23 protein-coding genes are annotated in these 19,282 nt (G+C 45.2%); 10 read left to right on the top strand and 13 right to left on the bottom strand.

Annotated features, from left to right (window positions below):
• The first annotated feature begins 25 nt into the window (after positions 1-25).
• Together P8596_RS23270 and P8596_RS23265 are read left to right on the top strand one after the other, a co-directional pair.
• Positions 26-1,288 carry an ATP-binding protein gene (locus tag P8596_RS23270; protein WP_279725382.1) on the top strand — a complete coding sequence of 421 codons (1,263 nt, stop codon included), beginning with the start codon at positions 26-28 and terminating at the stop codon, positions 1,286-1,288.
• A gap of 172 nt (positions 1,289-1,460) precedes the next feature.
• A complete protein-coding gene (locus tag P8596_RS23265) occupies positions 1,461-2,795 on the top strand; it encodes a cytochrome P450 (protein WP_279725381.1) in 1,335 nt (444 codons plus the stop codon).
• 47 nt (positions 2,796-2,842) lie between these two features.
• Here P8596_RS23265 and P8596_RS23260 read toward each other — a convergent pair whose 3' ends face one another.
• Entirely contained in the window at positions 2,843-4,204 is a 1,362-nt protein-coding gene (locus P8596_RS23260) for a YjiH family protein (protein WP_224522500.1), read from the bottom strand.
• A 372-nt stretch (positions 4,205-4,576) separates the two neighbouring features.
• Between P8596_RS23260 and sda the strand changes: the two genes are divergently transcribed.
• Complete coding sequence (gene sda / locus P8596_RS23255; RefSeq protein ID WP_079532306.1) at positions 4,577-4,708, top strand: sporulation histidine kinase inhibitor Sda; 132 nt, start codon at positions 4,577-4,579, stop codon at positions 4,706-4,708.
• Positions 4,709-4,833: 125 nt separating this feature from the next.
• Here the strand turns inward: sda and P8596_RS23250 are convergent, their stop codons facing one another.
• Positions 4,834-6,147 carry a short-chain fatty acid transporter gene (locus tag P8596_RS23250; protein ID WP_279725380.1) on the bottom strand — a complete coding sequence of 438 codons (1,314 nt, stop codon included), beginning with the start codon at positions 6,145-6,147 and terminating at the stop codon, positions 4,834-4,836.
• A gap of 181 nt (positions 6,148-6,328) precedes the next feature.
• Here P8596_RS23250 and P8596_RS23245 point away from each other — a divergent pair, with 181 nt between their 5' ends.
• Together P8596_RS23245 and P8596_RS23240 are read left to right on the top strand one after the other, a co-directional pair.
• Positions 6,329-7,198, top strand: a complete 870-nt coding sequence (locus tag P8596_RS23245) for a Cof-type HAD-IIB family hydrolase (RefSeq protein WP_279725379.1) — start codon at positions 6,329-6,331, stop codon at positions 7,196-7,198.
• 59 nt (positions 7,199-7,257) lie between these two features.
• A complete protein-coding gene (locus P8596_RS23240; RefSeq protein WP_279725378.1) occupies positions 7,258-8,349 on the top strand; it encodes a PQQ-dependent sugar dehydrogenase in 1,092 nt (363 codons plus the stop codon).
• Between the two features lie 70 nt (positions 8,350-8,419).
• On the opposite strand, the gene P8596_RS23235 is transcribed toward P8596_RS23240, so the two are convergent.
• The 3 genes from P8596_RS23235 to P8596_RS23225 all read right to left on the bottom strand — a co-directional run bounded on the left by P8596_RS23235 (position 8,420) and on the right by P8596_RS23225 (position 9,398).
• Positions 8,420-8,512, bottom strand: a complete 93-nt coding sequence (locus P8596_RS23235) for a putative holin-like toxin (protein ID WP_219169586.1) — start codon at positions 8,510-8,512, stop codon at positions 8,420-8,422.
• Positions 8,513-8,597: 85 nt separating this feature from the next.
• Positions 8,598-8,819: a helix-turn-helix domain-containing protein gene (locus tag P8596_RS23230; protein ID WP_079532298.1), complete on the bottom strand. Its 222-nt coding sequence runs from the start codon at positions 8,817-8,819 to the stop codon at positions 8,598-8,600.
• Positions 8,820-8,822: 3 nt separating this feature from the next.
• Positions 8,823-9,398 (bottom strand): sigma-70 family RNA polymerase sigma factor, encoded by a 576-nt coding sequence (locus P8596_RS23225; RefSeq protein ID WP_279725376.1) that lies wholly within the window; start codon positions 9,396-9,398, stop codon positions 8,823-8,825.
• An 852-nt stretch (positions 9,399-10,250) separates the two neighbouring features.
• Between P8596_RS23225 and P8596_RS23220 the strand changes: the two genes are divergently transcribed.
• On the top strand, positions 10,251-10,595 hold the full coding sequence (locus P8596_RS23220) for a hypothetical protein (RefSeq protein WP_061811437.1): 345 nt from the start codon (positions 10,251-10,253) through the stop codon (positions 10,593-10,595).
• A gap of 51 nt (positions 10,596-10,646) precedes the next feature.
• Here P8596_RS23220 and P8596_RS23215 read toward each other — a convergent pair whose 3' ends face one another.
• From P8596_RS23215 to P8596_RS23180, 8 genes are all read right to left on the bottom strand, one after another.
• Positions 10,647-11,441 carry an SDR family NAD(P)-dependent oxidoreductase gene (locus tag P8596_RS23215; RefSeq protein ID WP_279725375.1) on the bottom strand — a complete coding sequence of 265 codons (795 nt, stop codon included), beginning with the start codon at positions 11,439-11,441 and terminating at the stop codon, positions 10,647-10,649.
• A gap of 144 nt (positions 11,442-11,585) precedes the next feature.
• Complete coding sequence (locus P8596_RS23210; protein ID WP_279725373.1) at positions 11,586-12,233, bottom strand: TetR/AcrR family transcriptional regulator; 648 nt, start codon at positions 12,231-12,233, stop codon at positions 11,586-11,588.
• A 33-nt stretch (positions 12,234-12,266) separates the two neighbouring features.
• A complete protein-coding gene (locus P8596_RS23205) occupies positions 12,267-13,283 on the bottom strand; it encodes an ABC transporter permease (protein ID WP_279725371.1) in 1,017 nt (338 codons plus the stop codon).
• The gene (locus P8596_RS23200) at positions 13,273-14,001 is read right to left on the bottom strand and encodes an ABC transporter ATP-binding protein (protein ID WP_254652652.1); all 729 of its coding nucleotides are present in this window, start codon (positions 13,999-14,001) and stop codon (positions 13,273-13,275) included. The genes P8596_RS23205 and P8596_RS23200 overlap by 11 nt, the downstream gene beginning before the upstream one ends.
• Before the next feature lie 170 nt (positions 14,002-14,171).
• Entirely contained in the window at positions 14,172-14,855 is a 684-nt protein-coding gene (gene bshB2 / locus P8596_RS23195; protein ID WP_279725369.1) for a bacillithiol biosynthesis deacetylase BshB2, read from the bottom strand.
• A gap of 35 nt (positions 14,856-14,890) precedes the next feature.
• On the bottom strand, positions 14,891-15,238 hold the full coding sequence (locus P8596_RS23190) for a YojF family protein (protein WP_034765008.1): 348 nt from the start codon (positions 15,236-15,238) through the stop codon (positions 14,891-14,893).
• 185 nt (positions 15,239-15,423) lie between these two features.
• Entirely contained in the window at positions 15,424-16,227 is an 804-nt protein-coding gene (pdxK, locus tag P8596_RS23185; protein ID WP_061811430.1) for a pyridoxine/pyridoxal/pyridoxamine kinase, read from the bottom strand.
• A gap of 153 nt (positions 16,228-16,380) precedes the next feature.
• On the bottom strand, positions 16,381-16,731 hold the full coding sequence (locus P8596_RS23180) for a YflT domain-containing protein (protein ID WP_224522512.1): 351 nt from the start codon (positions 16,729-16,731) through the stop codon (positions 16,381-16,383).
• A gap of 133 nt (positions 16,732-16,864) precedes the next feature.
• On the opposite strand from P8596_RS23180, the gene P8596_RS23175 reads away from it, so the two are divergent.
• The 4 genes from P8596_RS23175 to P8596_RS23155 all read left to right on the top strand — a co-directional run bounded on the left by P8596_RS23175 (position 16,865) and on the right by P8596_RS23155 (position 19,279).
• Positions 16,865-17,623 carry a DUF4230 domain-containing protein gene (locus P8596_RS23175; protein ID WP_279725368.1) on the top strand — a complete coding sequence of 253 codons (759 nt, stop codon included), beginning with the start codon at positions 16,865-16,867 and terminating at the stop codon, positions 17,621-17,623.
• Between the two features lie 15 nt (positions 17,624-17,638).
• Positions 17,639-18,310 carry a uracil-DNA glycosylase gene (locus tag P8596_RS23170; protein ID WP_279725367.1) on the top strand — a complete coding sequence of 224 codons (672 nt, stop codon included), beginning with the start codon at positions 17,639-17,641 and terminating at the stop codon, positions 18,308-18,310.
• Between the two features lie 288 nt (positions 18,311-18,598).
• A complete protein-coding gene (locus P8596_RS23160; RefSeq protein ID WP_279725366.1) occupies positions 18,599-18,892 on the top strand; it encodes a YwdI family protein in 294 nt (97 codons plus the stop codon).
• Between the two features lie 15 nt (positions 18,893-18,907).
• Entirely contained in the window at positions 18,908-19,279 is a 372-nt protein-coding gene (locus P8596_RS23155) for a DUF423 domain-containing protein (protein ID WP_279725364.1), read from the top strand.
• Positions 19,280-19,282 lie beyond the last annotated feature (3 nt).

Genomic DNA, 19,282 nt, shown 5'->3' with positions numbered 1-19,282 from the left:
AGTAAGAGTGAGGCTGGTGACTTAGATGGCAGAAAAAGTGAATGGTAAGGAACCGACATTCCACAAGTTAATCATAATACTCATGGCTCTATCCGTATTACAGGTCATCGCCCTACTCATCCTTGATTCACCATGGGACTTCATCGCTTCACTCCTTCTCATGTGCGCCATAGTGGCGGTTCTCCTCATCCTGTTGAAAAGGGGGAACCGGTTCATGATGCGGCACCAAAAGCTCTTGGAAGAAGAAAATCAGCTATCCACCCTCCTTCATTCCCTCCCGGACTTTGTGTGCTTCAAGGATGGAGACGGGCGCTGGTTGAAGGTCAATCAATTTGGTCGCAGGCTGTACAATTTGGAAGACATCGATTATGTCGGCAAGACGGACCAGGATCTTGGGGAACTTGTGCCTTTCTTCAAAGACGCTTTCGACTATTGCATCGATTCCGATGAAGAGTCATGGAAGGCGGAACAGGTGACACGCTGTGAAGAAGGGTTCTTTCTGCCGAACGGGGAGTTTAAGACCTTTGATGTCATTAAAGTCCCACTATTCCACTCGAACCATGAAAGAAAGGGCCTTGTCATCATCGGCAGGGATATTTCCCAGCAGAAGATCGCCGAAGAAATGCTGTTACGGAAAGAAAAGCTTTCCGTAGTGGGAGAGCTGGCAGCGGGGATCGCGCATGAAATCAGGAATCCCCTAACAAGTATCAAAGGCTTCATTCAATTATTGGAAGAAAATGAGCATGTGTCAGGTCACTATCTTAAGGTCATGTCATCCGAAATGGACAGGATCAACCAGATTGTCGGAGAACTGCTTATCTTATCGAAACCCCAAATGAGGGAATTCCAGTCTTTTGATATGAGTGAAGTGTTGCGATATGTGGTCAAAGTCATGGGACATGAAGCCCTTCTGAAGGGAATCACGTTGAACATCAAGCTCCCTACATCCCCGATACTTGTATTTGGTGACAAGAATCAATGCATCCAGGTGTTTATCAACATCATCAAAAACGCCATTGAATCCATGGATGAAGGGGAAATTGATGTCGATTGGAAAATAAGGAATGAGTCCATTCATATCATCATCGAGGATGAGGGGACCGGTATCCCTCCAGATCGTTTGAAACGACTGGGAGAGCCGTTCTTCACACTGAAAGAAAAGGGCATGGGACTGGGTCTAACGATCAGTCAAAAGATCATCGAAGACCATAAAGGATCCCTTCAGATTGATTCTGAGGTGAACAAGGGAACGAGGGTGGAAGTCACCTTTCCCTTAGAGGATCAATAATCATATAGAGGCTGCGACCAAAGGGTTTCAGCCAAAAGAAAATCCGAACGGTTTGATTTGAATCTAAATCGTTCGGATTTTTTGCATGCATGAAAAATGGATTAATGAAGAGAACGGATGAATAAGATAAAAGGAGTTTCCAAACGTAAACACTGAAAGGAGCCTGAAAAGGATGACCAATGGAACCGTCCTTCATTCCCTCCATCCACTGGGTATGTTAGATAAGTTCAGAAAAGATCCACTCTTATTTTTAGAATCACAGGCAACCAAGAATGATGAAAGGGTACAATTCCGCTTTGCAAATCGTACTGTTCATTTACTGTTGAACCCTGCATTGGTAAAAGAAGTGCTTGTCACTCAATCTAAAAGCTTTCAAAAATCAAACCAATTCAAAGAGTTGTCTCTCCTGATCGGTGAAGGACTTGTTACAAGTGAGTGTCCCTTACATACAAAGCAGAGGAAAATTATGCAGCCTTATTTCACCCCCCGTCATATCCAAAAGTATGTGAGTGAAATGATAGGTTCAGCCTCTGGCACGATGGAAGGCTGGGAGGCGGGGACGACCTTAAGGGATATATCCAAGGACATGATGCAAGTGACATTGGCGGTCATAACAAAGACTATGTTTAATATGAATGATCACGAAGGACATGAGAAAGTAGGGGTTCATCTGGAAAAGATCCTGGAAATGGCGACAAAGCGGATTCGCTCTTTCCTTAAGCCCCCTGTCTCATGGCCTCTTCCTGAGCTGAAGCAATATAAGGCCTCCATTGAAGAACTTAAGAGAGTCGTAGAGGAAATCATCCAGCATAGAGAGATTCTGTCTGAAGAAAAAGAGGACCTCCTTCATGCCCTGCTCCATTCCCGTGATGATGAAGGCAATCATATGAAGAGAGATCAATTGATCGATGAAGTGATGACCATTTTTGTGGCGGGACATGAGACAACGGCCAATCTTCTTTCCTGGTTCTTCTATGCGTTAGAAAACAACGAAAAGGTGAAAGAACGTGTCTATGAAGAAGTAGATCGGGTAGTGGGGAAAGAAGAACTATGCAGTGAGCACCTCCCCAAGCTTCCTTATACACGCCAAGCCTTGGAGGAAACCTTACGTCTATACCCACCAGTATGGATGTTTGGAAGGACTTCTGTAAGGGACGTGAAGGTCGGTTGCCACTTCATAAAGAAAGGAGAAAATGTCCTCATTTCTCCATATATCATGCATCGGAATCCACAGTACTTCCAGGACCCATTGAGCTTTGATCCGGAACGCTTTCATAAAGCCATGCCAGAAAGCATTCCACCGTATGCTTATTTCCCTTTTGGAGGGGGATCGAGAGTGTGTATCGGCAATCACTTTGCCCTTCAGGAGGCATTGGTGATTGCGGCCTTATATGTTCAAAGGTTCAACTTTACAATTTCGAGTGACCATAAGGTGGAATGCCACCCATTGATTACCCTGCGGCCAAAAGGCGGAATGTTCATGAACGTTGAAAGAAGAGTGGATTAGTAAAACAAAAAACCCAGGTTCGAATCCGAACCTGGGTTTTCCTATTCTTAAAAGATCATATGAGCAATCGCTACAATCACAAGTAATGTCAAGAATGTACGCTGCAGGAAGATGATGACCAAGTCCTTGAAATCGACCGGGATCTTGGAACCAAGGAGCAGTCCGCCAACTTCAGACATGTAGATTAATTGAGTGACAGATAAGCAGGCGATGACAAAGCGCGTCAGCTCACTTTCAATTCCGGATCCGAAGATGGCCGGCAGGAACATATCAGCAAACCCGACAAGGATGGAACGTGATGCTTCCGTTGCTTCCGGGATTTGCAGAAGCTCCAGGATCGGGATGAGCGGCATACCGATGTATTCGAAGAACTTCGTATTCTCGGCAACAATCAGGGCCGTCGTCCCGATTGCCATGACGATGGGAGCTACCCCCATCCACATATCCAACACGTTTTTCATTCCATCTGAGAAGAACTTCGATGCACTGTTGTTGTTCTTTGCTTGTACAAGAGCCTGCTCGTAGCCATAACCGATCCGGCTGTAACCTTCAGGGATCTCTTCCATCGTGTTCTTCCCTTCCTGACCATTGAAATACGTGTCAGGCTTTCGGGATAGAGGCGGGATCCTCGGCAGGATAATCGCTGCAAGGAGTCCGGAGGCAGATACAGTCAGGTAAAATGGAATGAAGTATTCCCCAAGATTCACCTGTGAAATGACAACAAGGCAGAAAGTGATGGATACGACTGAGAAGGTTGTCCCAATGACCGCTGCTTCCTTCTTCGTATAATAACCATCTTCATATTGTTTACTTGTCAATAGCACGCCGATCGTACCGTCCCCCAGCCATGAGGCTAAGCAGTCAATGGAAGAACGACCCGGAAGGCCAAATACAGGGCGCATAATTTTCGTTAAGAGTGCCCCGAATAATTCCAGTAGTCCGAAATTCAATAATAGCGGCAGGAAGAGCCCTGCAAAAAGAAATACAGAAAAAAGAATGGTTAGAAGTCCGTCCGCGTTTAATAGAAGTCCCCCTGTTGCATCAGACCAGACCCACTCAGGACCTAATTTAAACAGAGTCATCACGGCAAAGATGGCTCCGACTACTCTGACAACGGCCCATACAGGTCGAACATCGAATAGACTAGTGAAAAACGGTGATTTTTTAATGAAATCCGGCTGTGCGAGCTTGGTGACTAACGTCCCGATGACTGTCAGGATGATCAACCCCGTCATTATGGCCGGTACATAGCTGCCGATCCAGTCCTGCAGAAGTCCGGATAAGACCGCGATCGGTATCGTAATTCCGTCTTTCCCCGGAATCGGTATCATAAATAAGAAAACTCCCAATAAGGAAGGGATGATAAAGCGTAAATGACTGGTTGGTGTAAAACGATGTTGCTGATTCATAAATTCACCTCAGAAGTAGTAGTAACAGTAACGGAAAAATGAAACATTATTCATTCTAATGCATACATATAAATTTGTCTATAGAAAATTCCCGGAAAGGCATGTATGTATCCCTCAGATGGTTTTCCCAAAGAAGGGATAGGTCAAACATAGAGTGATAGATAAATCAAAATAAATAATGATACAAAAAAGAAAGCGCTATCTTTATGTATACCTTTCATTTTACTAAAATTTTTAAAAATTTCAATAATAACTCCGGTATAGGTGAGTATAGAACCAATAAAAGATATTATATTTTGAAAAATAGAGGTTTATCCTCTTTTTAAGTGGGTATAAAGAATTCATACCTTAGATAGTCAGGAGTTGTAATAGATGACATCTTTAACAAAACTTACTGAAGAGCAATTGACCAATGTGTATCAACTGGCACAAGAAGAAGGGTTGGAAGAAGAGTTTATTGAGATGCTAGAAGGGGAGATGGAAAGAAGGGAAAGTGTACGCTAGAAGACATGCGAATATAATAGATAATGAACGTCCATACATAACGGCTGGTCTCTCAGGGAGGCTGGCCTTTTTATTGATCCAAGAAAAAAGCACCATCAACGAGAATGGTGCTTTCGCTTTTTCTGTTATAAAAATAGTAAACCCAGTGAAATGACGACTCCACTGATGACAAGGATAATCACACAGTAGCCCATAATATCCTTTGCCTTCAGTCCCGCGATGGCTAGAGCCGGTAAAGCCCAGAATGGCTGGATCAAATTGGTCCATGCATCACCCCATGCAACGGCCATGGCGGTCTTGGCGACCGATGCATCGAGGGTTTGAGCGGCATCGAGCATGATCGGAGCCTGAACGGCCCACTGTCCTCCACCGGAAGGAACGAAGAAGTTGACAATCCCTGCGCTCAGGAAGGCAAAGAAGTAGAACGTCACATCATTTGAGATCGATACGAAAGCTTCACTCATGACGACAGCGAGTCCGGATGCCGTCATCATCCCCATGATTCCCGCGTAGAAAGGGAACTGGATGACAATTCCGCTTGCCCCCTTAATGGCCTCTTGTACAGCCGTAAGGAAGCGCTTCGGCGTACCATGAAACAGGATGCCGAGGAACAGGAACAGAAAGTTGACGATATCTAAATTGAGTGCGAAACCATTTTTAACAAAATACGAGAATAAGAACACAATTCCGAGTACCGCGACAATGATCGATAAGATCATACTGTTCTCAAGCTTGTCGGCAGGGGTCATCGCTTCTTTTTCAAGAGTGGCAGCTGTCTCATTGAAGAGCTCAGGATCAACCGTAATCGTCTCATCTTTCGCTGGCATTAACATCCTGTTGGTAATGGGCAGGACGATGAATAATGCGGCCACGATGATGAGAGTGGATGTTGCAAAGATGGTTTCATTGGTCGAGATGACCCCGATCAAATCCTGGAACGGATGACCGTCAGTCGCAATCGATAACGGGATCGACCCGGAGAATCCTGCATGCCAGACCACAAATCCTGAGTAGGCACTGGCAATGAGCAAGCGGTAATCGACGCCCTTCACCCGTTTGGCCAGTTCTTTCGCAAACAATGCCCCGATGACCAGTCCGAACCCCCAGTTGATCCAGCTTGCAATCATGGACACGACGGTCACGATTACTATGGCAGAGCCGGGAGATTTGGCGAACGAAGCAAGAAATCCGAGGAAACGTTTAAACAATGGACTGCTCGCAAGGACATACCCTGTCACAAGGACAAGTACCATCTGCATGGAAAAGGCGAGCAGGCTCCAGAACCCATCCCCCCAATACTGAACCATCTCAAGGCTCGAACTTTCAGTGAAAATGAGCCCAAGACCGAACACGGCCAACGTTAAAATGACCACAAATAAAAATGGATCAGGCAAATATCGCTGCATGATTTTGTTAGATAATGAAATAAGTCCTTTCATCTTCATCCCCCTTATAAAAATATACCTCCATACTATTCTTCTATAGTGATCAATGAAAACCCTTTCAATTTCAGATAATTGCCAGAATCTTGATTTTGAACGTCCATTACTATAAGTGTATAAATATTTCATGATACAATGGCTAAATTAAGAATACTCAACAACAGGAAGGTGTTTACAAATGATTACATTCATTGCTACAGATATGGACGGAACGTTATTAAATGAAAAACAGGAAATCAGTGAAGCGAATAAGCAGGCTATCCTAGATGCACAGGAGCAGGGGATTGAAGTAGTGGTTGCCACAGGAAGGTCATATGAGGAGGCCCGCTATGTCATACAGGAGGCAGGCATCTCGTGCGATATCGTCTGTGCCAATGGAGCAGAAGTTCGGAATAAACAAGGCGAAATCATCTATCAGGCAGGGATTGAATCAGCACGTGCAAGAGAGATTGCCGCTGTCTTAAATGAAACCGGCATTTACTTTGAAATCTACACAGACGAGGGAACGTATACGGAAAACTATGAAATGGGAGTCGAATTAATCGTCAACATTTTCACAACGGCCAATCCCGGCGTTTCTGAAGAACAAGTGAGACAAGCTGCCAGGGAACGCTTTGAAAAAGGGCATATCAAATTGGTGGAAGATTACGGGGTCCTATTCTCAGATGACAGCCAGCTCGTTTACAAATTCCTTGTATTCTCCTTTGATGAGAAGCAGCTACAGGAAGCGAACGAGAAATTAAGTGCCCTTACAGGCATCGCCATCAGCTCATCGGGTAAAGAAAATATTGAAGTGAACAGTCTTGAGGCACAAAAAGGTGTTGCTCTTGAGAAACTGCTGAAAGACAAAGGACTGTCAGCTGAGAATGCCATGGCCATGGGGGATAATCTTAACGACTTGTCCATGATGAAAGTAGTCGGAAGACCCGTAGCCATGGGGAACGCCCTGGATCAGATCAAGGACTTCTGTCCATTCATCACGGCAACCAATAAGGAAGATGGTGTGGCCAAAGCCATCCAGGAAGTCATCCAACAACCGGCAAAGTAATGAGAACCTCTTCTGTTGTCCATACTGGTTATAAAGAGTGAATAAGGGGAGCTGGTAGGATGAAAATCAAAATGGGTTGGCTCGTATTGATCATTAGTCAAAGCATACTACTTAGTGCATGTTCGTTCGGACAGTCAGATGTGCAGCAGGAAGATAGTGAATCGGTCACGAGGCCGAGTGTCGAGAGTAAGATAGTGGCGCAGGATCTCTCCATTCCCTGGTCCATCCAGAAGCAGGACGATGTATTCTATATCACACAGCGGACAGGCGGAATTGTGGAGATAAAGGATGGGGAAAAATCCGTCGTCAAAACCAGTCTTTCCAAGCCATTATCGGATCGACCTGAAGCCGGACTGTTAGGATTTGTGCTTCATCCCGAATTCAAAACTAACCAACAGGCATTTGCCTATTATTCGTACGATGATTCCGGGGACCATTACAACCGGGTCGTAGCCCTGAAGCGGACTGCAAACGAGTGGACCGAGGAAAAAGTCCTGTTGGACCGGATTCCAAGCGGGCAGTTTCATCAAGGTGGCAGGCTTAAAATCGGTCCTGACCACAAGCTCTATATCACCACAGGGGATGCCACCAGGCAGGATCATGCTCAGGATCCCTCTTTCCTTGGTGGGAAAATTCTTCGCATGGAATTAGATGGCGGGATCCCGTCGGATAATCCATTTGACCATTCATACGTTTACAGCTACGGCCACCGGAATCCCCAAGGCCTTGCCTGGAATCGGGATGGTGAACTTTATGAAACCGAACATGGTCCGAATGGATATGATGAAGTCAACCTGATCAAGGCAGGAAACAACTACGGATGGCCGAAGATCACGGGAGATGATAAGGCCGAGGGCATGGTGTCCCCGCTGTCAAACTCCGGTGAGCCTTCATGGGCCCCATCAGGAGCGGATTTCTGGAAGAAATATTTCGTGTTCGCAGCCCTGGCTGGTCAAAGCGTAAAACGATTTGATACAGAAACGGGGGAAGTAACCGATCTTCTCAGAGGATTTGGTCGTGTCAGGGATGTACTGGTGGAAGGGGACACCCTTTATTTTGTCTCAAACAACACAGATGGGCGGGGAATCCCCCGTGAGAATGACGATAAGTTGTATGAGGTGGACCTGAAGTCAGTGATGAATGAAGAATAGAATGACGGAAACCTCTCTCTCGTTTTGGGGAGGTTTTTTTTTGCAAAAAAAAACACGCTCAAAAGCGTGTTCATGAATGTTTATTTTCATCATTGGCTTTCAGAATCGCAATCACGAACATCCCAAAACTAAGCATCAGAGATAATACTTCGAATGTATTCATTATACATCGCCTCCTTATTCTAAGGCTTCCCGGATTCAAGATTGTCCTATACGCTTGAAATAAATGGAATATATTTCATCTGACCTTACCGCTTCTTTTCGTCAAATAATCCCGGTACATTCTCCAGTGAGTAGTCCCTGACATACCGGATCAATTTGATTTTCAACTCCTGCTCCAGGTCGTCCCTGTTTTCGAGTCGGGTCAGATACAGTGACTTCCTGATTTTCGGTTCGAACCTCCGGATGATCTTCGTTTCATATTCCGTGTTGCCCTTCGCTTCTTTGACTAAATCGTATAAAATTCCCATAATTTATGATTCTCCTTTTTCTAAAATGGATTTTAATTTGCGTAACGCTTTTCGATGGGTTTTCGAGATTGTCTGTTGGGATACGCCCTTCATCCTTGCAATCTCCGTATCAGATCGTTCCTGCACATAGGCTAAATCCAGGATATGCTTCTGTTTGTCGGTCAACGTTTTATAGGCCTGCAGGAGTTCCTCGTTCTCCAGGCATTCCATTAGAGTCGAATAATTGGTGAAAGGCGCAATATCCGAGGCAGGATCCGGAACAAGGTCCACATACGATCCACCGTCTTGACCCACACGGTCATCCAGGGTAAGAGGATGCCGTTCGCTATATTTTCTTATCTGTTTGTCAAAGTTCACACTGTGAAAATAAAGGGATGAACTGACGTAAGAGGTAAATCGGATATCAAAATAATAGGCTTTAAACGCTTCGTTTAAATGATCTTCCTTGCTTGCACTGGGGTGACGTAAAAAATCTTCGACTAACTTCCGGTTTTCCGTTTGACGAATAAAGGACTCAACGGCTTTATTGTATTTGAGATGAGGATAATGACGATAAAATTCACTCACTAATGGATCCATTTTTTTTCACCACCAATAGAACATATGTTCGATTTTTGAGTAAAAAAAAGAGGAGAAAAATTCTCTCTGCTTTTACTCTATAAAGAAGCGGAAGGGACCCATTTCCACAACCTTCTTCTCTTTAATCGATCCATAGTACTATCTATTAAATCATATATTACAGAATCAAGTAAGTGATGAATGCACTAATTTTCCCTTATTATCCACATATTAGATGGGTTTAGTTTATAGAAGTATCTTAAAGAGAGTTTGTTGCTTTTGAAAAGGCGAGTGGTTGGTTGATTTCCGCTGCAGGTGCTCGCTTTCCGCGGGGCGTGAGTTGAGCCTCCTCGGGCTCTTGCCCTGCGGGGTCTCAACTTTCCCGCTATTCCCGTCGGAGTCGAGCACCTTCCGCTACAATCAACTTCTAAGCTAACTTTCTTAAAAAGAATATTAATATTTATCTGTACCATAATCTTATATAATTGGTGGGTAATTATTTTATTTCCCCTTGCCTTCTTTTATACCCCGCATTGTACAATACCAAATAATTAAATTCCCGGTGGATAGTCATTAAGATTTTTATTGATCGTCATAAGTCTGTCAGAATATAGAATTACAGAGTGGATTGAAGCGGAAGGCACCTTACTCCTGCGGGAAATAGAGGAAAGAAGGTGCCTGCAGCGAAAAGGAACGGTCCATATTTCACTCCATGGCTCGTCCAAAGGGTAAACAGGAAGTGAGTGGAACAATTGCTATATTAATTTTAAAGCAGTAACAAACTAAAAGATTAAGCTTTAATTAAAGGTGTTGAAGGGTAGTTTATATAATATAGTATACAAGGTTCATTCTCTATGAAAGGGAAGTGATGGGATGAGTGGTAAATGGGTGTTCGCCTTACTGTTGGGAGGTTTGTTGCTGGGTGGATGTGCTGCAGACGATGGGAAGAACGACCAGGATTCTACTGAAGTCAATTCGGATGTCCCTGCTGCCGAAACGGACCAGCCTGCGAGCAAGATCGATGTTCTCGCCAACGATGAAAAGATCATAGAGATGCTAAAGAAGACCGGGGTCATAGCGGAAGACGCTACACATGAAGAGATTGAGAAGGCACTTCAGAAATATCTCCAGGATAAAAACAATGACCAGCTTACCAATGAAAAAGAAAAGAAAAAATATATTGATGAAATCAAAAAGAAGATTCAAGAGGGCAGCTAGAAACGGGAAACGGGCAAGGGTGAACAAACCCCTGCCCGTTTCTTCATGAGATTAGCGCATGACGCTGCCCCCTGAAATTTTGACTGACTCCCCGACAATGTTTTCGGCAGCATCACTTAATAGATAAACGATGGTGTTTGCGACTTCAACAGGTGAGGTTAATCTTCCTGAAGGAATGCCGTCCTTCGCAATCTCCAGTTGTTCCTCATAGCTTCTGCCTTCCCGCTTTCCTTTTGACTGAATAGCGTTTCGCCCCATTTCTGTATCGACATATCCGGGGCAAATGGCGTTCACTCTGATACGGTGCTCGATCGCTTCATGAGCAAAGGCCTGTGTGAACCCTGTAACTGCAAACTTGGATGCACTGTACGCACTGTTTCCGTGGGTGCCCCTCAGTCCGGAAAGGGAAGAGATGTTGACGATCGCTCCTTTTTCTACGCCCTTCATTTGGTTATAGACGGCCTGTGAAAGCTGGACAAGCGAGAAATAGTTCAGCTCCATGATTTTTCGCAAATCGTCTTCGGATAATTTCTCCACCATATCACCGCCGCCTATCCCGGCTGAATTCACGAGACCAGTGATGGGGCCATTCTGCTCTCTTGCCGCAGTTAGAAGCTGTTCGCGGTCTTCCGTACTTGTCAGATCCGCTTTATAGAGGAAGACCCTGTCCGGATCCTGACAGTCTGCTTTCAGCTCACTCAGCTTTTCTTCCTTCCTCCCTGTAATCGTCACCCTGGCGCCCGCTTGAACGGCTACTTTCGCCGTTTCATATCCAATGCCGCCAGTGGCACCGGTGATGAGGATATGCTGATCTTTCAACGTGCTTTCATGAAAAAGGAAACTCATTCTATTACCTCCTTGTGATGTATAGTACGTTTTTACCCGATGGGGGGAGGCGGGAAACGGAAGGGGGCCGTTTTGAAAATAAATGCTCCAGAAATCCACTTTCAAAAGAAAAAGGACCCCGATTTGGAGTCCTTTCAGCAAGCTTTATTTCTTCCCGATTCCGTTTACGATCATTTGCACGGTCATTTCAATCTCTTTTTCATCATTCCATTCGGCTTCAGGCAGGAAGAGGTACCTGACCAAGAGCAGTCCGAAGATGCTTGAGGCTGAAAATCGTACGACTGCGTGTGAAGGCATGTCGATGATCTGTCCTTTTTCTTTATAATGATCAACGAGCTTCACGAATTTCTCGAATACCTTTTCGCCGATATGCTCCCGAAACTGTTCTTTCAGCTCGGGATGAAAGGGGATTTCTTGTATCAGAATTTTAAAAGCGGCCATGTTCTCTTTCAAAAATTCCTGCCGGTTCAGAATCATCGCTTTCAAGAAATCTTCATAGCGCTCATATTTCGCATCGAGGACCTTATTGAGATCCCGGATCACAAAAGGTGCGATCAGTTTAGCCATCGTCGGCGATACAATCGAAAGAAGCAGGTCCTTCTTCGTTTTATAATGGCGGAAGATGGTTCCCTCTGCGACGCCCGCCTTTTTGGCGATTTGACTGGTAGAAGTAGAGGCATAGCCCTTTTCGGAGAACATCTCAATGGCTGCCTCCACAATTTTCTGCTGTTTATCCGTCAGTGTTTCTTCCTGGTCGAATAACTGTTTGAATATATTTTTTTCTTCAGACATTTTTAAACCCCTAACTTGTCGTTCATTCCTACCCTATATTTTACGGTATTTTCGGAGGGCTGCAACATTAAGGACGATAAAGAGTAGAGAAAAACCGATCAGCACGGATAGATCGAAGAGCAGGTCCCCGAATGAATAGCCGCGGATCATGACGTCCCTTAATGCATCAGCTGCATAATAAAGCGGGGTGATGGGCCCGATCCAGCTCAGCCACTCGGAAATGGTATCTAAATTGAATAATCCCGAGAAGAAAATCTGAGGAACCACGACGATCGGAATGAACTGCATCATCTGTAATTCATTTTTAGCAAAAGCGGACAGCAATATTCCGAGAGTAAGAGCGGTGAACGATAGCGAGACGATGATGATCAATACGTTGAAAAAACTCCCTTTCATCATCATGTCCAGGATATAAATCGAGTACCACGAAATCAAGGATGCCTGAAGGAGCGTCACGATCCCGAAGCCGATGACGTAACTGACGACCATTTCCCAGATTTTAATGGGAGAAGCAAGCAACCGCTCAAGTGTCCCCGTCGTTCTCTCTCTTAAAAAGGAGACTCCACTTATTAAAAAGACGAAGAAGAAGACGAAAAATCCAAGGAGGACGGGCCCAAAGGAGTCAAACATCTCCATATCCTTACTCCCGTGCACATACTTCACTTCATCGGTCAGGTTTTGTGAAGGAGATGGGAACAAGGTCTGGATCTTTTTCATGACGGCCCCATTGACAGTGGGATCGCTTCCTTCGATGACGATCGATGGAGAAGTGGGATCTTCAAATGAAATATAGCCATCCAGTTCACCACTTTTAATGTCCTTCAATGCTTTATCGGGACTTGGATAGTCTTGAAAATCCTCTGTATTAACCTTCGCCTCCAGCTGTTGAGGCAGATCCACGATGGCGACCTTTGCGTCATACTCCTTAGAGTTAAAAACAAGCGACAGCATGCTGAGGATCAGGAGTGGGGCCAGGAACATCAAGGCCAATGTGCGTTTATCCCTGAGTAGCTGCTGAAGGATACGGATGACAAACCCTCTAATTCTCAACGGAAACACCTCCATTTTTCAAAAAGACATCTTCAATTGAAGTGACTCCGTACGTTTCTTTAATCCCGGCAGGCGTGTCGCTTGAAATGATTTCCCCATGCTGAAGGAGACCGAGTACATCGCATCTTTCGGCTTCATCCATGACATGGGTCGTGATGATCAGCGTCCTGCCTTCTTCTTTCAGGCGGTGAAAGCTGTCCCAGATTTCTTTTCGAAGGACGGGATCGATCCCGACGGTCGGTTCATCAAGAAAAAGGACTTCAGGGTCATGAAGGAGGGCGATGGCGAGGGAGAGTCTTCGTTTCATCCCGCCTGAATACTGATGGACCGGCTTGTTCAGGTGTTCCAAAAGATCAACGGTGTTCATCACTTTTTCGATTTGCGCTTTTCGTTCATTTTTCTTTAATCCATACAGGGAGGCCATGAATGAGAGGTTTTCTCTGGCCGTCAGCTCATCGTACAGTGCATCGGATTGAGCCATATAACCGATGTTCGGGTACAGGTCTCTTGCTTTCAGTTTGTTTCCTTTATAGCTGACACTGCCGGATGACGGCGTTTCAAGACCAATCATCAGCTTGATTAACGTCGTTTTCCCAGAACCGGAAGGGCCTAATAAACCATAGATCTTCCCTTTTGGGATGTCGAGGGAAACATTTTTGAGTACCTCCTGAGAGCCGAATGACTTTGACAGATTCTTTAGTTGGAGGATAGAATCCATATGCATCACACCTTTCAAAATAATGAGTGATTACTCACTTATAATATAATCTATGTACGTTCTTTTGTAAAGTGAGTAATCACTCATTACAAATATATTCTCCAAATTTATTTATAGAAGAGGACAATAAAAAAGAGTTTGAGCCATTGGCCCAAACTCTTTTCAAAAGATTATTTCACGTTATCATTTTCCCATTGGTAGCTCCAGAATCGTTCAACGGTGACCCATTTTAATGATTCAGGGTCATTCTGCTGGATCCCTTTTTCAAGATCCTTCAGCATCCAGGCCGTTTGGGAGATGTGGGCCTTCATGGCACCGATTTTTTGGTCTTTGACCGGTGTGATATCAACAAAGATATCGGGTTTGCCCAATTCTTCTTCGCAATTCTTAGAGAATGCCAGGCAGTGAAGCTTCGGTCTTGACGCTTTCGGAAGGCGTCTGACTGAACGGACGACGGCTCTTGCCGTTGCTTCATGATCCGGGTGGACGGAGTAGTCCGGGTAGAACGTGATGATCAGGGACGGATTTAATTCCTCGATCAGCTCCGTCACCATATTTGAAAGCTTTTCATCATTTTCAAACTCAAGGGTCTTATCACGGTAACCCATCATGCGAAGGTCCTGTATCCCCATCACATCGGCGGCTTTTTGCAGCTCTTTTTTCCGGATTAAAGGAAGGGATTCCCGGGTCGCGAATGGCGGGTTCCCTAAGTTCCTTCCCATTTCCCCTAATGTGAGGCATGCATAGGTGACGGGCGTTCCATTGTTCACGTGGGTGGAAATGGTCCCTGATACACCAAATGCTTCATCATCCGGGTGAGGGAAGATGACCAGTACCTGTCTTTCTTTTTCCATTTTGACCTCTCCTTTATATATAAAGTTCAAGTAGTTTAATTGAAAGGTGTCGGACTGATTTCAAGGGCAACGGCGAGTTTCCCGTCCCCGCCATGTCCAGCGAGCAGCAGGCGTCCCTGTTCATCGAATTCATAATGAGTCAGGCCCTCGGCATAGATCCAACCGAGTTCGATTTTCAGGCCGACACGGTAAGGTCCGTCCCCGATGATTTTTCCGTGCTCATAGTTCACTTTCGCGTTGCGTATATAGGCTCCCGCGGAGAAGAAGCCTTCATTGAAGTGTGAAGCGTAGGCTCCATTGGTGGTTTCTAAATGTATATAAACGTCCTGACGGGCAAGCTGGGTGATGATTCCCTGCACATCGGCAATCTTGATTGGTTCCATTCTTTTTCCTCCTTAAATACAGAAAAGACTCTTAACCATTATGTACTATCTTACTAAAATTCATGAATGAATGCGAAAAGTATGATTGAGGAGGCAGGAGATGCGCGAGTGGAGAGGTCCGTCCTTCAAAAAAAGTGCCAGGCACGAAAGAGTTGATTTGTGCCTGGCACTTGGCCGGGAAAGAACTATTTATTGAAGCGGTTGTAAGCTCCGTGCATGACGGGTCCCACATATTCGTTCAGTTTGAAGCCGTGTTTGATGGCGGCTGTGACGAAGGATTTGGCGTTTGTGACGGCTTCCTTCACGTCTTGTCCATTGGCAAGGTTTGCGGTGATGGCTGCTGCGAACGTGCATCCAGCCCCGTGGTTATACGTCGTGTCCACTTTTTCTTCTTCAAGCAGGGTGAATTCGTTTCCGTCAAAGAATAGATCAAGTGCTTTATCGTGCTTTAATTGCTTTCCGCCTTTGATGACAACGTTTTTCGCTCCCAGGTCGTGAATCTTCTTGGCTGCTTCTTTCATTTCATCAATCGTTTTGATCGGACCCGTTTGAGCAAGCTGACCAGCTTCAAACAGGTTAGGCGTTACAACGGTCGCACGCTGCAAGAGATGTTCCCTCATGGCGTCAGTGGTTTCAGGGTGAAGGACTTCATCCTCGCCTTTACATACCATGACGGGGTCAATGACCACTTTATTTAATCCGAATGCATCGATTTTTTTTGCTGCAAGCTCGATGATTTCAACGGTGCCAAGCATACCTGTCTTCATGGCATCCACTCCGACAGACAGTACCGTTTCCAATTGTGCTTCAAGTGTATCGATGGACAATGGATGGACGTTGTGGTGCCAGTGATTGTTCGGGTCCATGGTCACTACGGTCGTGAGAGCTGTCATACCATATACGCCGTGCTCCTGGAATGTTTTAAGGTCGGCTTGGATCCCCGCGCCTCCGCTTGTGTCGGATCCGGCGATCGTGAGTGTTTTTTTCATGGCTGCATTCCTCCTGTGATTTCGTATCATTGTAAAAGTCTGACTAAAGAATATAATATCGGACGGTTAAATACAAATCCTTTTGACTATGGATGACGACAAAAAAGACGCCGGATGAAAATCCATCGACGTCTTTACGGTAGTTAGGCAAACTTAGAAAGGTTTCGCATTATTATTCGTTGCTTCCTTGGAAGCCACGATGACAAGCTTGCCTTTATCAAGTTCTTCCTCATAGGCATCGGCTTCTGCCTGATTCATCCCTACGGACTTCATTTTCGAACGCAGTTCATCTCCGCGGCTGTTGAACATATTCCCCATGGATTCCAGAATTCCCTGCTCCTTTATACCGGTTGATTCCGTATTTGTTGCCTCGGTGATGTGCTTAGAGCGATGCTTGTCATGAGCGAATACGTAAATATCATCTTTCGTATAGCCTTCACTGGTGAACATGTCAATTTCCTTTTTAGCTTCTACTGCATTTTCAACTGTTTGAACCTTGTACATGATCATTACCTCCGTGTTTTTATGTCTTGTCCCTTCTTTTCCCGGTAGGATCAACTTCAAACTTTCCAAAATATAGAAGTAGAATAATTGTTTCCAAGATTCTACATTATTTCCTATAATAGAAGAGAGGAAGGTGAAGGATTTGACAAGTCAATACAAGAAAATACAAGAAATGGAAGCGATTCTGGCGGATTTGAAGGCGACTGAAAGACAAACCGGTGCCTCTTTGGCCATTGAAGATAGAAGCAGCAGGCGTCGGGGATGGACCAACACACTCCTGACTTTTTGGAAAAGGAAAGTCGTACTCTTTCTATTGGTGTTCTTGCTAGTGTTGGGAGGAGCAGCGATAGGGGGCTATTACTTGTTATCAGGCTCTACTTTTACAGAAGAAAAGGGTTCATTTGTAGAACGGATTCAAGAGATGAGTTCACTGGCTACGGCTCAAGGATTTGTGAAAGCTGTGATCGAGCAGGAAGATAATCAATTATTCGGGAAAGAAATCAATGTGGACCTCCCAGGTACGAAACGGAAGCTTCTGATGGTGGTGCCCGGGACTGTTCTTGCAGGGGTCGATTTACAAGGAATTGATGAGAAGGATATAGTAGTAGATGAAGAGAAGAAAGAAATTCAATTAACACTGCCCCGTGCTGAAATCCTTCAGGAGCCGTCGATTGATACGGACAATATCAAAACTTTCTCAGTAGAAGGGATCTTCCGGAATGATGTGGATTGGAATGAAGGGTTTGCCCTTGCGGAAGTGGCGAAGGATCAAATCAGTCAGGAAGCGATCGAACAGGGGATTCTTTCAGCTGCTGAAAAAAATGCTGAAAAGTCATTGAAGGGTTTCTTTGAGCAATTAGGATACGATGTGGCGATTGAATTTCAAAACTAGAAAGGGTGTCTTCAAGTGTCGGCGATTTTTCAAAATGATTGGGCACGCGTTCTGGAAGATGAACTTCAGAAGGAGTACTACCGAGATTTACGGGAATGGCTGAAAGGCGAGTATCAAACGAACCTCACTCATCCACCCATGCACGATATTTTCAACGCTTTTCACTATACAGCCTATAAGGACGTAAAAGTTGTCTTATTGGGGCAGGATCCGTATCACGGAGCAAATCAGGCGGAAGGTCTTAGCTTTTCTGTGAAAAAAGGGGTGAAAATCCCTCCCTCCCTGCGAAATATGTACAAAGAGCTTCACGATGACGTGGGATGTCCGATTCCCGAACATGGCTCATTGGTGAAGTGGGCTGAACAGGGTGTCCTCCTTTTAAATACAGTGCTGACCGTCGGGGACGGCAAAGCTCACTCCCATCGAGGGAAGGGGTGGGAACGATTCACTGATCGAGTCATTTCCTTATTGAATGAACGGGAGAAGCCGGTGGTGTTTTTGCTATGGGGGAAGCCTGCTCAGGCAAAGCAGTCGTTGATTGATTCATCCAGGCACTACATCGTCACGGCTCCCCATCCAAGCCCGTTATCGGCCCACCGGGGTTTCTTTGGAAGCAGACCGTATTCAAAAACGAATAGATATCTTCGTGAACAGGGAATGGATGCGATCGACTGGTGTATAGAGTAGCAATGTTTCACGTGAAACAGTGAGGGAGGAAGCTTTTTGAAAAAGGAAGAAAGGATCAACTGTTTTCAATGTCAGTATTTTTATACCACGTGGGAGCAGGCCCATCCACGGGGATGTAAGGGCTACGGATTTAAAACAAAGGCGATGCCTTCCCTTGTGGTTTTTCAATCCTCCGGGAGTCCATGCATGAAATTCAAGGCAAAACAAAGATGATATTTGCGAAATCCTTCAATAAGAATTAGGATAAAGACGTACATACTGTAGACCTTGTGGAAGGAGTCAATCATTGTGAATATCCCACATCAATCATTAATCAAGAAAATCGAACATGAACTCGGTAAAGCGAAGTCTGCTGAAAAATCCCAGCAGATCCGTGAGCATGTTTATTCAATAAAAGCACTATGTGAAGTATTGCTGGAGGAGAACAACGGGGCATCCGCTCACAGCACGTTTTCCCAACCTCAGCAAACCATGCCGTATTTCCAGGAATCACAGCCGGTTCAGAAGCCCGTTTCCATTCAGAAGGAAGAGCCTCTCGAAACGGATGACGGAGCAAATGGCAATTCTTTATTTGACTTTTAACCTAGGAGGATCAACATGAAAACATTTATCATTATCGGTGCCATCAACGCCTTTTTATCCGTGGCACTTGGAGCTTTCGGTGCCCACGCATTGGAAGGGAAGATTTCGCAGAAGTACATCGATACGTGGAATACAGGGGTCCTTTATCAAATGTTCCATGCGATCGGGATCATCATCGTTGGAGTGCTGATGGGGAATGTCACGCCGACATCGCTGCTTTCCTGTTCAGGCTGGCTGATGCTGATTGGGACAATTCTTTTCTCTGGAAGCCTTTATGTACTGAGCATCTCAGGAGTGAAGATCCTTGGGGCGATCACCCCGCTTGGAGGCGTCAGCTTCCTCGTCGCCTGGGTACTCCTGATCGTATTCGCAGCGAAAACGTTATAAACA

This window comes from Rossellomorea sp. DA94, from assembly GCF_029834455.1.
GTDB classification, from domain to species: Bacteria; Bacillota; Bacilli; order Bacillales; family Bacillaceae_B; genus Rossellomorea; species Rossellomorea vietnamensis.
This window is presented reverse-complemented; position numbering and strand designations above follow the sequence as displayed.